The following is a 12,298-nucleotide window of genomic DNA, read 5'->3' as shown; positions in this document are numbered from 1 at the left end:
TTGTCAGGATAGGAATAACAGTCGGAAGTCCGTATAATGCGCAGCCACATTCGTTTCAAGCCGGAGATTTTATCATGCGTCCAGCAGGTCGTAGTGCCAACCAGGTGCGTCCCGTCACCCTGACCCGTAATTATACAAAACACGCTGAAGGCTCCGTGCTGGTCGAATTTGGTGATACCAAAGTGCTGTGTACCGCCTCTATTGATGAAGGCGTACCGCGTTTTCTGAAAGGTCAGGGCCAGGGCTGGATCACCGCAGAATATGGCATGCTGCCACGCGCCACGCACACCCGTAACGCCCGTGAAGCGGCGAAAGGTAAGCAGGGCGGTCGTACCATGGAAATCCAGCGTCTGATCGCTCGTGCGCTGCGCGCCGCCGTTGATCTGAAGACGCTCGGTGAATTCACTATTACGCTGGACTGCGATGTTATTCAGGCAGATGGCGGTACGCGCACTGCATCAATTACCGGCGCATGTGTGGCGTTGGCTGATGCGCTGAACAAGCTGGTTGCGAGCGGTAAACTGAAAACTAACCCGATGAAAGGGATGGTCGCCGCGGTTTCCGTGGGCATTGTGAACGGTGAAGCGCTCTGTGACCTAGAATACGTTGAGGACTCTGCCGCAGAAACCGACATGAACGTGGTGATGACTGAAGACGGACGCATTATAGAGGTGCAGGGTACGGCAGAAGGCGAGCCGTTCAGCCATGAAGAACTTCTCACCCTACTGGCGTTAGCCCGAGGGGGAATCGAATCCATTGTAACGACGCAGAAGGCGGCGTTAGAAAATTGATTTTAAAGGCGACTGATGAGTCGCCTTTTTTTTGTCTGTAATAAAGTGAGATGAGGAGCGAATCCATGAAACCGTATCAGCGCCAGTTTATTGAGTTTGCGCTTAGCAAGCAGGTACTAAAGTTTGGCGAGTTTACGCTGAAATCCGGGCGTAAAAGCCCCTATTTCTTCAACGCCGGGCTGTTTAATACCGGGCGCTGCCTGGCAGTGTTAGGCCGTTTTTATGCCGAAGCGTTGATGGATTCCGGTATTGAGTTCGATTTGCTGTTTGGTCCGGCCTACAAAGGTATCCCGATTGCGACCACCACGGCTGTTGCGCTGGCGGAACACCACGATAAAGATTTGCCGTACTGCTTTAACCGTAAAGAGGCGAAGACCCACGGTGAAGGCGGTAATCTGGTAGGTAGCGCACTTGAGGGGCGTGTAATGCTGGTGGATGATGTTATCACTGCAGGTACGGCTATTCGTGAGTCGATGGAAATTATTCAGGCTAACGGCGCTACGCTGGCGGGGGTACTGATTTCTCTCGATCGTCAGGAACGCGGTCGCGGCGAGATTTCAGCGATTCAGGAAGTAGAACGCGATTATGGCTGCAAGGTGATTTCTATCATTACTCTGAAAGATCTGATTGCGTATCTGGAAGAAAAACCAGAAATGGCAGAACACCTGGCCGCAGTACGGGCGTATCGCGAAGCGTACGGCGTATAAGAACTGCCGGATGGCGCTGCGCTTATCCAGCCTACGCACCGCAGGGTTCGTAGGCAAAATAGGCGAGGTCGCCATCCAACAACGGTGTTACTGCAATTGAGCGGCAACCAACGGCCAGCGGATGTCGAAATCATCCGTTGGGCGGTATTTAAATTCGCTACGTACAAACCGGGACAGCATACCTTCGCAGAAAGCCAGTAGCTGGCTGGCCAGCAGCGTTTCATCCACGGTGTAGCCTTCACCTTCACGCATTCTTTTTTCTCGCAGAACCTGGCGTAACTGCGCCTCAATTCGCTCAAAAAGCTGGTTAATACGGCCTTGCAGACGGTCTTGCTCGAACATCAACGCGTGTCCGGTCAGAATTCGCGTCAGGCCAGGATTACGTTCACCGAACCCTAAAATCAGCAGTACGATCAGACGCAATCGCGCGTTAGTGTCCTTTTCATCTTTCAAAATCAGATTGATACGGGTAATCAGACTATCTTCTATAAACTCAATCAGGCTATCGAACATGCGGGTCTTGCTGGGAAAATGGCGATACAAGGCCGCTTCGGAAACGCCCACAGAGGCCGCCAGTTTAGCTGTCGTGATGCGTTGGCTACCATCGCTGGACTCAAGCATCAGTGCCAGAGACTGAAGTATTTCTTCGCGACGATTCCTTTTCGCAGTTTGCTTTTCTACCATGTTACAAAATACCCCTGAAAATAAGCTCTTGCCAGGCAGGCATCCACACAGCGACCGCAAACTGGTGTTTGCGGTGTGTTATTGCGTTATTACGCTGTGAGATACTTTTCTGCGGGTTACTTGCGCCCGGAATGGCCGAAGCCACCTTCGCCACGATCGGTGGCTTCAAACTCTTCCACCAAATTAAATTCAGCCTGGACGACCGGTACAAATACCATCTGCGCGATACGTTCGCCCGGTTCAATAGTAAAGTTGTCCTGACCACGGTTCCAGATTGAAACCATCAGCTGGCCCTGGTAGTCGGAATCAATCAAACCGACCAGATTGCCCAGTACGATCCCGTGCTTATGGCCCAGCCCGGAGCGCGGGAGCATCACTGCCGCAAGAGAAGGATCGGCAATGTGGATAGCTAACCCGGTTGGCACCAGCGTTGTTGCGCCAGGCGCCAGTTCTACGGCGTCATCAAGACAGGCACGCAGGTCAAGTCCGGCAGAACCAGAAGTGGCGTACGTCGGGAGCGGAAATTGTTGCCCTACGCGCGGGTCCAGAATCTTAACGTCGATTTTTTTCATCATAACGGGTCACGATCTCGTCGAGTAATAATTGGCCCAGGAGTTCTTTGCGCTCAAGCGGTAAGACTTTATCTCCATCCTGCCAAAAAAGGTGTAATGCGTTGCTGTCGCTGTTAAATCCTTGAGTGGACAGCGAAACGTCGTTCGCACAGATCACATCAAGGTTTTTGCGGATGCGTTTTTGCCGGGCATATTCTTCCACATTATTTGTTTCGGCGGCAAACCCAACGACAAAAGGACGGTTAGCATCCAGTGCGGCAACACCAGCGATGATGTCCGGGTTTTTGACCATTTTTACTGTTAATTCATCACCCTGCGTTGCCTGTTTTTTGATTTTTTCACTGGCGACAGTTTCAGCGCGATAATCAGCGACTGCGGCGCAGCCGATAAAAATATGCTGTTGTTGCACCGCAGATTGCACGGCGGCTTCCATATCCAGCGCGGTCATCACATCAATGCGCTGGACAAAAGGCGGTGTGGGTAACGAAACCGGACCTGATACCAGCGTGACATTTGCCCCGCGTTTTGCGGCAGCGGCCGCGATAGCAAATCCCATTTTCCCGGAGCTGTGGTTGGAAATATAACGCACGGGATCAAGCGGTTCACGCGTCGGGCCTGCTGTAATCATGATGTTGAGATGTTGCAGATCTTTGACAGGTGAAAAATGTTCTGCCGCCATATCCACAATTGTTAACGGATCTAGCATACGTCCAGGACCGACATCACCACATGCCTGACTACCGCTGTCAGGACCCCAAATGAGCAAACCGCGCGAGGCAAGAATGCCCAGATTGTGTTGGGTTGCGGCAGCGCGGTACATCTGCTGGTTCATAGCAGGCAGCACGGCAACAGGCGCTGGCGTTGCCAGACAGATCGTAGACACCAGATCGTTGGCCATACCTGCGGCAACGCGGGCAATCAGGTCTGCCGTCGCTGGGGCCAGTATAACCAAATCGGCCCATTTCCCCAGCTCAATGTGGCCCATCGCGGCTTCGGCTGCGGGGTCAAGCAGGCTGTCGGATACGGGATAGCCCGAAACCGCCTGTAAGCTCAGAGGAGTAATAAACGCTTTTGCTGCTTCGGTCATCGCCACGCGGACGTCTGCGCCGCGTTCCCGTAAACGACGCACCAGCTCAGGGGTTTTGTACGCAGCAATCCCGCCACTGACGCCAAGTACGATTTTTTTACCGGCCAGGCTCATCATGATCTTTCCTGTTGGGTTTCACCAGAAGGCGGATATTTTATCACAATCCGCAATGTGTCGTGCTTTTGCCCGAGCTCCAGTTTGCGAGGCTCTACGAAGAAGTGAAAACAGAGCGTCGATTCGCCGCTGGCGTTATGCCACTATGCGGACGCGAAAGGAGGGGAAAAGCATGGAAAATACAGGACGTATAATGCCTCGGGAAAAGCTGTTGGCGCAGGGGGCCAGTTCGCTGACCGACGTAGAGCTACTGGCTCTTTTTCTACGCACTGGGATACTGGGTAAAGATGTGCTTACGCTGGCGAAAGAGATGCTTCAGCATTTTGATTCGTTGTATGGCCTGTTGTCTGCTGATTACATGGATTTCAGCTATGTTCAGGGCATCGGTATCGCGAAGTACGCACAGTTGAAGGGAATAGTGGAGCTGGCAAGGCGCTACTACAACGTACAGGTGATAGAGGAACGTGCGATACTTAGCCCGGAAATGGCGCGTGAATTTTTGCAAAGCCAGCTTTCGCAAGAGGAACGCGAGATCTTCTATGTGATCTTTATGGATTCTCAACATCGCGTGATTAAACACCGTAAACTTTTTTCCGGAACGCTAAGCCACGTTGAAGTGCATCCGCGAGAAATTGTCCGCGAAGCGATAAAAATGAATGCTTCTGCGGTGATCCTTGCACATAATCACCCTTCGGGGTGTGCAGAGCCGAGCAAAGCAGATAAACTCATCACCGAGCGTGTTGTGAAATGCTGTCAGTTCATGGATATCCGGGTGCTTGATCATCTGGTCATTGGGCGCGGAGAGTACGTTTCTTTTGCGGAACGCGGTTGGATTTAACGCACTTTACGCGATCCATCGGGATCTTTGTCTGTTCGGGACTTGAGCACATCGCTGACTCAGCGTATACTACGCCACCTTTGAGAATCTCGGGTTTGGCATTTGGGCCTGGCAATCGAGAGTTCGCAAATACGCAAAATAATTCTTGTTGCGTCCAATGACGAGGCAACAATGAAAGATTTAGTGTATTGAACTGCGATAACCGGGCTGAGAAGCCTGACGAGGCGCCAATACCCCATACGAAGCTCGAGCTAATTTGATTTTTGGAGAATAGACATGTCCCGAGTCTGCCAAGTTACTGGCAAGCGTCCGGTGACCGGTAACAACCGTTCCCACGCACTGAACGCGACTAAACGCCGTTTCCTGCCTAACCTGCACTCTCACCGTTTTTGGGTTGAGAGCGAGAAGCGTTTTGTCACCCTGCGTGTATCTGCTAAAGGTATGCGTGTTATTGATAAGAAAGGCATCGAAACAGTTCTGTCTGAACTGCGTGCCCGTGGCGAAAAGTACTAAGTACTAAGAGGAAATAAATCATGGCTAAAGGTATTCGTGAGAAAATCAAGCTGGTTTCTTCTGCTGGTACTGGTCACTTCTATACCACCACGAAGAACAAACGTACTAAGCCGGAAAAACTGGAGCTGAAAAAGTTCGATCCAGTTGTTCGTCAGCACGTTTTATACAAAGAAGCGAAAATCAAATAATTTCCGCTTTGATGTAAAGAAAAACCCTGCCTCGGCGGGGTTTTTTGTTTTCTGGCCGTCCCCATATTAATGAGACCTGATACACCGCCGGAGATACTATGCCTGAATTACCTGAAGTCGAAACCAGCCGCCGCGGTATTGAGCCGCATCTGGTGGGGGCAACGATTATGCACGCGACTGTGCGTAACGGTCGTTTGCGTTGGCCTGTATCAGAGGAAATCTATCGTCTGAGTGATAAACCTGTCCTGAGCGTACAGCGGCGCGCGAAATACCTGCTGCTGGAGCTATCAGATGGCTGGGTAATCATTCACCTGGGGATGTCGGGTAGTTTGCGTATCCTTCCTGAAGAGCTTCCGGCAGAAAAACATGACCACGTCGACTTAGTGATGAGTAACGGCAAAGTCCTGCGCTATACCGATCCGCGTCGTTTTGGCGCCTGGCTGTGGACTAAAGAGCTGGATGGGCATAATGTCCTCGCCCATCTTGGCCCTGAGCCGCTGAGCGACGATTTCAATGCTGGTTATCTGCAGCAGAAATGTGCGAAGAAGAAAACTGCGATTAAACCCTGGCTGATGGATAACAAGCTGGTCGTGGGGGTGGGAAACATCTATGCCAGCGAGTCGCTGTTTGCGGCTGGTATTCATCCTGACCGTCTGGCGTCATCTTTGTCGCAGGATGAGTGCGAACTGCTGGTGCGCGTTATCAAGGCGGTTTTGCTGCGTTCTATCGAGCAGGGCGGGACCACGCTGAAGGACTTTCTGCAAAGTGACGGTAAGCCGGGTTATTTTGCCCAGGAGCTGCAGGTCTATGGGAGAGAAGGTGAACCCTGTCGCGTATGCGGCGCGCCAATCATTGCGACAAAACACGCTCAGCGCACAACGTTTTATTGCCGTCGCTGTCAGAAATAATACTATTATCGGCCGGACGTAGCGTATGCCTCATCCGGCCAGACGCATTACTTCAGTTTACTCAATAATGCCTGATGAACGTTTTCCGGCAGAAAGTGCGCTACGTCACCCTGGTGGCGGGCAACTTCTTTCACCAGTGAAGATGAGATAAATGACCACTCTTTAGACGGCATCAGAAAGACGCTTTCCAGTTGTGGCATCAGATGACGGTTCATATGGGCCAGCTGCATTTCATACTCAAAATCGGCTACCGCACGCAGGCCACGGATCAGAATGTTAGCCTGATTATCGCGGGCAAAGTTTGCCATCAGATCGCTGAATCCCAGAACCTCCACATTACCGAGATGCGCCGTTGCCTGTTGTGCCAGCTCAACGCGCTCTTCCAGAGTAAACATCGGTTTTTTACTGGGACTTGCGGCAATTGCCAGGATTACGTGATCGAACATGCTTGTCGCTCGTGTCACGATATCGAGGTGGCCGTTAGTAATGGGATCAAAGGTTCCTGGATAAATCGCCCGTTTTTGCATGACTTGCCTCAATGCGTTTTGGGTGGCAGATAAGGTTCCAGCAGCTGCAGCAGACGCTGAAGCGCGCCCTGATTTTGATACAGAACTTCAACTGCGTGACGGCCATAAAAATTACGATAATCTGCATCGGTCAGTAAAGAAGAGACCTCTTTCACCAGCGTAGTTGCGTCGGTGACGGTGATCAATCCGCTTGCCTGTTCGAGGCGGGCGCAAATATCTTTAAAATTAAAAGTATGTGGCCCCATCAGTACCGGAATGGCGTGCGCCGCGGCTTCCAGTGGGTTGTGTCCACCGCGTTCAACCAGCGAACCGCCAACAAAAGCAAGGTCAGCAATGCCGTACAGCAACATCAACTCGCCCATGGTGTCGCCGATTACGACCTGGGTTCCTGATGACGGAACTTCGCCCGAAGAACGTGTCGTATAGCTTAGCCCAGCCTGGCGTACGAGGTTAATGGCATCCGGGAACCGTTCAGGATGTCTGGGTACCAGAATCAGTAAAAGATTAGGGAACTGGTTTAATAACGCCTGATGGGCGGCAATGATAATGCTTTCTTCGCCGTCGTGCGTGCTGGTTGCAATCCATACCGGGCGGTGAGGTGCCCATTGACGGCGCAATGTAATCGCTTTTGCGGCCAGCTGCGGCGTGACGGAAATATCAAACTTCAGGCTACCGGTAACGGTGACCTGATTGCTTCTGGCACCAAGCGTGATAAAACGAGCGCCATCTTCTTCGTTCTGGGCGGCAATCAACGTAATTCGGCGCAGTAGCCTGCCAACAAATTTACCTAATTTAGCGTAGCCAGCAGCTGAGCGAGCGGAAAGACGTGCATTGGCAATGACCAGCGGAATATGGCGCTTATGCAGTGCCGCGATCAGATTCGGCCACAGCTCGGTTTCCATAATTAACACCAGCTTGGGGTCAACTTTATTCAGGAAACGGTTTAGGGCATCCGGTAAATCGTATGGCAGATAAATATGCTGAACGTCAGGGCCAAAAGCGGATTGTACGCGCTCGGAACCGGTTGGTGTCATGGTGGTAACCGTGATCGGCAAGTCGGGGTAACGATGTCGCAGAGCGCGGACTAATGGGATAGCTGCCAGCGTTTCGCCCACGGAAACCGAATGAAGCATGATACCGCCTGGTTTTAGCGGACGGCGGTAAAAGCCGTAACGTTCACCCCAGCGTTTACGGTAGGCCGGAGCCTTACGTCCGCGCACCCAAAGCCGTACCCAGATCAAAGGCTGAATAAGGTAGAAAAGGGCGGTGTAAAGCAATTCGAGCATAATGGTAGCTGACTTATGAATGTGCTGGGGATTCTATGTATTTAACTATGGCTTTACCATCATTTTTGCTGATTTTTTGAGGAAACTGTACGGATCATGAGAAAGGGGGCCTGAGTTGTGTTGCCCCGCTTGGTAATCTCCGAAGTGGAAGGCTAAAAACGGAATGGTTATGGTCATAAAAACCGATCACTTTATAGAATATGTCTGAAACATAACCATTCATGAAAAGACAATAATATCAATGTATTAGCGTTTTTTCTGCGTTTGGTACTTGTTAACTAAATACTTTAAATAGAAAATAAAAGCACCGAGTAGTTGACCATTGTGTTTTAAATGTGTGCTTTTTCGTGATAGCTGTTTATACGTAGTGGGTGCCAATAAAGGAATATCTTTCCACGGCGAATTCTCTCTGGCTATTTTGAAGTATTCGACTTCAGCATAATATTGCGCCCAGTCATGCCAGGGTTTAGTGACACCGACATAGTGAATGAATACCGTTTGTGATGTGATTTTAAAGGCATCCCCCCCTTTCTTGGCTAACGTATCGATGTTAAAGAATGAATTGAATTTATGGTCAAGAATTTTTATGCGATCATTGAACAGGACGTTCAACGCATCCTGATCGGGATGCGAGAAACGGTTTTCATTGACCTTTGAAATAACCTGCAGAGTCAAATTAGTATATTTTAATTCTGGAAGATTAAAATACATAAAGCCTGAGTTGAAGTATAGGCTTGGATTTATACCGGCAACAGCAGACGTATCGACAAAGCTATCATGGACAGCCATTAATACATTGCCATTAAATTCTTCCGTGAGTAACGAGGCAAGATTTCCTTTACATATAATATCAGAGTCAAGATATATAATGTGGCTGAGTTTGTCGGCAAAATAATCGATCGCAATAAGTCTGAAATAGATTGAATAATTCCATGCCTTAGACGCAGTAGGAAGGTTTTTTAATTCATTATCATCCAGTACATAAAACGTAATGCGGGTATTGTATTGGCTTGCCAGGACAGAAAAAAGATAAAATTGATGTTCATCAAGATAATTAGTGAAAATATGGAAATGGAAGTTCAGATTCCGATTGTTTAAAAGTACCGATGTAATTGAAACGCCCGTGCCGTAAAGAAAGGGTCTGTCAGCACCATAAGTAATATTGACACATGTACTTTTTTTATCGTCATTTTCAATATGTGCATTCTTAATATATTTTATTATATTTTCTTTCACATTTTTTTCCTTTTGATTCTTTAGGAGTGCACGCGCGTATATGTAAGACAAATGGATCTCCTGTCGGCATAGGATAGAACAAACTGTAAAGGAAGGAAAGAGATACTTTATGGCTAAATTTTTCTTATTAATCATTATGTTAAGTGAGAATTTTTTTGTAATTAGAATGAAGGTGCACAGTGAGAGAAAGAGACTAAAATTAATGGGGGATTTTTACGATGTTATATAATAAGATATGCCTCATAAATCGTACGAGCGAGTGTTTGTTGTTGATTAACAAGGCAATTTGAATTAGTGAGATTTGAATTTTATGAATCAAGTAAGATACAGTCAAAATGGTAATATCTTGATTTTAAGCAAAGTTGTATTGGTTTTGATGATTTTTGGGTTATTTACGATTGATAATCAAGGGGTGCTAAATATGACCTCTTTGCTCGCTGTAGTTTTATCTATTTACTATATTAGAGCCAATAATATAGACATTAAAAACATTGTGCTCGATCTCATGCAGAAGAGAAAAATATTGTTACTCTTCACGTTGTGGTGTGTTTTTTGTATTGTATTTTTCACCTATGAAGATAAATCTCTTGATGCCTTTATCATATTGATAAAAGACTGGCGTTACCCGTTAGTGATGATGTTATTTTTTGGGGCATTCAGTAAGCATACAACCTCACTGAGACAGGTCTTTGTCATTGGGGCGATACTTACTCTATCCTATATTATCTTAGTGGTGCCGATTTTAAGAATTATAAAAAATAACCCGCAGGAACTGTATCTACAGCTTCGCTATGGTTTCGCATTCTATGTTGTTTTGCTATTTCCTTTTGTATTAACTGGGGCGATCTTATTCAAGAATCACTTCCTGAAAACAGTATTATATATCATTTCTGCGCTTGCATTTTTCTTTTTATCATACACCGGGAGTCGAGCAGGGATCTTAGCTGGTATTGTAGAGATTGTCATGATTTCATTTCTGGTGAGTAAAACCATCAAGAGATTTATGGTTACAACCTGTGGCTTGCTATTTATAATGGTTGCTTTGCTTATCGGGGCCTACAACACAGTGGGTCAGGTAAAAATGAAAGTCGATCAAACTCTGCAAATGAATAACGTCACATCCAGTCGTGATAAGATCATCTTAGACCGTTTCCCTTTAGTAATGGAAAATATCAACAATGCCGTCTTTGGTATTGGATATGGAAATTCTACATACAATCAGTATTTAGAGGACCATAATGCACCGAAAAATGGCGGCGTATATTCTGAGCGGAATAACGGCTATAATATAGATGAACCGTTCTTTATGATAATTCTTTATAATGTTGGGGTAATTGGTCTCTTCTTGTTTACTACGGCTTTTTTCATTACATTTAAAGATATATATATCCGAGCCAGAAGACAAAAAGATATTTTTAGCATTTCATTACTGTGCTCTCTTGTTGGCTATATTCTGGTATATTGTTTATTTGAAAAGATGTTCATAAATATCTTTTTATTATACAGCATAGCCATCCTGATGTTGTATGACAAAAATGAGCCTGGAAGAATAACGAATTAACATTGAAATGAGCCTATGTGACGTAGTTGAGAATATAGGCTAAATTTTCATAATATGATAGATAGTCTCATATATTGTAAATATTCATTTTTTCTGTAATTCACATAGAAAATTTCCATAGATATCGAATTGTCAAGTGAATAGTGGTATAATATAAGCGATAAAATAAGATGGTGTGATCTGCAGTACACAGGTAGCTGTTGAGCCTGGGGCGGTAGCGTGATTTGAAAATTAACAATAACCTGAAAGGGTGTAGTGTGAAAAAGATCCTGGTAATAAAAATGCGCTTTCACGGCGATATGTTGCTAACCACACCGGTCATCAGCACGCTTAAAAAAAATTATCCTGATGCTGATATTGATGTTTTACTCTACGAAGATACCATTCCTATTTTATCTGAAAACCCCGATATCCATGTTTTGTATGGGATAAAAAATAAAAAGAGCTCTGCTTTTGAGAAAACAAAAAATTTCTTAGCGCTGATCAAGGTATTACGTGGTAATCATTATGATTTAGTGGTTAATCTTACCGATCAGTGGATAGTTGCTTTACTGTGTCGTTGTTTGGATTGCCCAATAAAGTTGACACATGATTTCTCGCACAGAAATAAGAAATTCTGGCGCGGCAGTTTTACTCATCACGTTCCTCTAAGTGGCGATCATTGGGTTGAACGTAATTTGTCTGTGCTGACGCCATTAAATCTAAAAGAATCAGTCCCGGTACTGAAAATGGTTTATGGTGAGCAAGTCTGGCAATCTGTTCGGAAAAAACTTCCTCAGGTTGATTCCCAGAAATATGTTGTTATACAGCCTACGGCGAGACAAGAATTCAAGTCGTGGGAGAATGATAGATTCTCCCTGGTGATTGATGCGATACATCATTTGGGGTATCAGGTTGTACTGACTTCTGGACCTGGTGCCAGCGATATTGCCTGCGTCGATGAGATTGCCAGGGCATGTGAAACTAAACCTTTAACTGAAATTGCCGGGAAGACAACATTCCCTGAGCTTGCTGCATTAATTGATCATGCTGTACTTTTTATTGGTGTCGACTCTGCCCCTATTCATATTGCTGCAGCTGTTAAAACCCCCATCATTTGTCTTTTCGGTGCCACCGATCATATCGCCTGGCGACCATGGTCTGATGATGTGGTTCAATTTTGGGCTGGTGATTACCAACCAATGCCTATGCGTGAAAAACTTGATCGAAGTAAGAAATATTTATCTGCTATACCTGCGGAAGACGTGATAGCAGCCATAGCGTTACGGTTATCTAAACTCGATTAA

At 46.8% G+C, this 12,298-nt stretch carries 14 protein-coding genes; 8 read left to right on the top strand and 6 right to left on the bottom strand.

The features are described from left to right. The first annotated feature begins 74 nt into the window (after positions 1–74). Both rph and pyrE read left to right on the top strand, forming a co-directional pair. On the top strand, positions 75–791 hold the full coding sequence (gene rph, locus WC7_RS02725) for a ribonuclease PH (RefSeq protein WP_016154991.1): 717 nt from the start codon (positions 75–77) through the stop codon (positions 789–791). A gap of 65 nt (positions 792–856) precedes the next feature. Next, positions 857–1,498, top strand: a complete 642-nt coding sequence (gene pyrE / locus WC7_RS02730; protein ID WP_016154990.1) for an orotate phosphoribosyltransferase — start codon at positions 857–859, stop codon at positions 1,496–1,498. Positions 1,499–1,585: 87 nt separating this feature from the next. Here the strand turns inward: pyrE and slmA are convergent, their stop codons facing one another. The 3 genes from slmA to coaBC all read right to left on the bottom strand — a co-directional run bounded on the left by slmA (position 1,586) and on the right by coaBC (position 3,955). After that, positions 1,586–2,182 (bottom strand): nucleoid occlusion factor SlmA, encoded by a 597-nt coding sequence (gene slmA / locus WC7_RS02735; RefSeq protein WP_016154989.1) that lies wholly within the window; start codon positions 2,180–2,182, stop codon positions 1,586–1,588. Between the two features lie 116 nt (positions 2,183–2,298). Beyond that, a complete protein-coding gene (gene dut, locus WC7_RS02740) occupies positions 2,299–2,757 on the bottom strand; it encodes a dUTP diphosphatase (protein ID WP_016154988.1) in 459 nt (152 codons plus the stop codon). Next, positions 2,735–3,955, bottom strand: coding sequence for a bifunctional phosphopantothenoylcysteine decarboxylase/phosphopantothenate--cysteine ligase CoaBC (gene coaBC, locus WC7_RS02745; protein ID WP_161623141.1), 1,221 nt, complete (start codon positions 3,953–3,955; stop codon positions 2,735–2,737). Before coaBC ends, dut begins: the two co-directional genes overlap by 23 nt. A 172-nt stretch (positions 3,956–4,127) precedes the next feature. Between coaBC and radC the strand changes: the two genes are divergently transcribed. The 4 genes from radC (at position 4,128) to mutM (ending at position 6,402) form a co-directional block, all read left to right on the top strand. Continuing rightward, complete coding sequence (gene radC, locus WC7_RS02750) at positions 4,128–4,793, top strand: RadC family protein (protein ID WP_016154986.1); 666 nt, start codon at positions 4,128–4,130, stop codon at positions 4,791–4,793. A gap of 276 nt (positions 4,794–5,069) precedes the next feature. Then, on the top strand, positions 5,070–5,306 hold the full coding sequence (gene rpmB, locus WC7_RS02755) for a 50S ribosomal protein L28 (protein ID WP_003024071.1): 237 nt from the start codon (positions 5,070–5,072) through the stop codon (positions 5,304–5,306). Between the two features lie 20 nt (positions 5,307–5,326). After that, the gene (rpmG, locus tag WC7_RS02760) at positions 5,327–5,494 is read left to right on the top strand and encodes a 50S ribosomal protein L33 (RefSeq protein ID WP_003024094.1); all 168 of its coding nucleotides are present in this window, start codon (positions 5,327–5,329) and stop codon (positions 5,492–5,494) included. A gap of 98 nt (positions 5,495–5,592) precedes the next feature. Next, positions 5,593–6,402, top strand: coding sequence for a bifunctional DNA-formamidopyrimidine glycosylase/DNA-(apurinic or apyrimidinic site) lyase (gene mutM / locus WC7_RS02765; protein WP_016154985.1), 810 nt, complete (start codon positions 5,593–5,595; stop codon positions 6,400–6,402). A 47-nt stretch (positions 6,403–6,449) separates the two neighbouring features. On the opposite strand, the gene coaD is transcribed toward mutM, so the two are convergent. The 3 genes from coaD to WC7_RS02780 all read right to left on the bottom strand — a co-directional run bounded on the left by coaD (position 6,450) and on the right by WC7_RS02780 (position 9,451). After that, positions 6,450–6,929 (bottom strand): pantetheine-phosphate adenylyltransferase, encoded by a 480-nt coding sequence (gene coaD / locus WC7_RS02770; RefSeq protein WP_016154984.1) that lies wholly within the window; start codon positions 6,927–6,929, stop codon positions 6,450–6,452. Positions 6,930–6,937: 8 nt separating this feature from the next. Then, a complete protein-coding gene (gene waaA, locus WC7_RS02775; protein ID WP_016154983.1) occupies positions 6,938–8,215 on the bottom strand; it encodes a lipid IV(A) 3-deoxy-D-manno-octulosonic acid transferase in 1,278 nt (425 codons plus the stop codon). Positions 8,216–8,461: 246 nt separating this feature from the next. Beyond that, entirely contained in the window at positions 8,462–9,451 is a 990-nt protein-coding gene (locus WC7_RS02780; protein WP_032947254.1) for a glycosyltransferase, read from the bottom strand. Between the two features lie 310 nt (positions 9,452–9,761). Between WC7_RS02780 and WC7_RS02785 the strand changes: the two genes are divergently transcribed. Further along, a complete protein-coding gene (locus tag WC7_RS02785) occupies positions 9,762–11,012 on the top strand; it encodes an O-antigen ligase family protein (RefSeq protein ID WP_016154981.1) in 1,251 nt (416 codons plus the stop codon). 281 nt (positions 11,013–11,293) lie between these two features. Further along, positions 11,294–12,298 carry a lipopolysaccharide core heptosyltransferase RfaQ gene (rfaQ, locus tag WC7_RS02790; RefSeq protein WP_032947252.1) on the top strand — a complete coding sequence of 335 codons (1,005 nt, stop codon included), beginning with the start codon at positions 11,294–11,296 and terminating at the stop codon, positions 12,296–12,298.

The organism is Citrobacter sp. KTE151 (assembly GCF_000398845.1).
GTDB lineage: Bacteria > Pseudomonadota > Gammaproteobacteria > Enterobacterales > Enterobacteriaceae > Citrobacter > Citrobacter braakii.
Note: the sequence above shows the minus strand (reverse complement) of the source record. Positions and strands in the feature narration are given on the sequence as shown.

Coding starts and splice junctions, on each gene's coding strand:
- rph (WP_016154991.1), top strand. CDS start 75: ATGCGTCCAGCAGGTCGTAGTGCCAACCAGGTGCGTCCCGTCACCCTG.
- pyrE (WP_016154990.1), top strand. CDS start 857: ATGAAACCGTATCAGCGCCAGTTTATTGAGTTTGCGCTTAGCAAGCAG.
- slmA (WP_016154989.1), bottom strand. CDS start 2,182: ATGGTAGAAAAGCAAACTGCGAAAAGGAATCGTCGCGAAGAAATACTT.
- dut (WP_016154988.1), bottom strand. CDS start 2,757: ATGATGAAAAAAATCGACGTTAAGATTCTGGACCCGCGCGTAGGGCAA.
- coaBC (WP_161623141.1), bottom strand. CDS start 3,955: ATGAGCCTGGCCGGTAAAAAAATCGTACTTGGCGTCAGTGGCGGGATT.
- radC (WP_016154986.1), top strand. CDS start 4,128: ATGGAAAATACAGGACGTATAATGCCTCGGGAAAAGCTGTTGGCGCAG.
- rpmB (WP_003024071.1), top strand. CDS start 5,070: ATGTCCCGAGTCTGCCAAGTTACTGGCAAGCGTCCGGTGACCGGTAAC.
- rpmG (WP_003024094.1), top strand. CDS start 5,327: ATGGCTAAAGGTATTCGTGAGAAAATCAAGCTGGTTTCTTCTGCTGGT.
- mutM (WP_016154985.1), top strand. CDS start 5,593: ATGCCTGAATTACCTGAAGTCGAAACCAGCCGCCGCGGTATTGAGCCG.
- coaD (WP_016154984.1), bottom strand. CDS start 6,929: ATGCAAAAACGGGCGATTTATCCAGGAACCTTTGATCCCATTACTAAC.
- waaA (WP_016154983.1), bottom strand. CDS start 8,215: ATGCTCGAATTGCTTTACACCGCCCTTTTCTACCTTATTCAGCCTTTG.
- WC7_RS02785 (WP_016154981.1), top strand. CDS start 9,762: ATGAATCAAGTAAGATACAGTCAAAATGGTAATATCTTGATTTTAAGC.
- rfaQ (WP_032947252.1), top strand. CDS start 11,294: ATGCGCTTTCACGGCGATATGTTGCTAACCACACCGGTCATCAGCACG.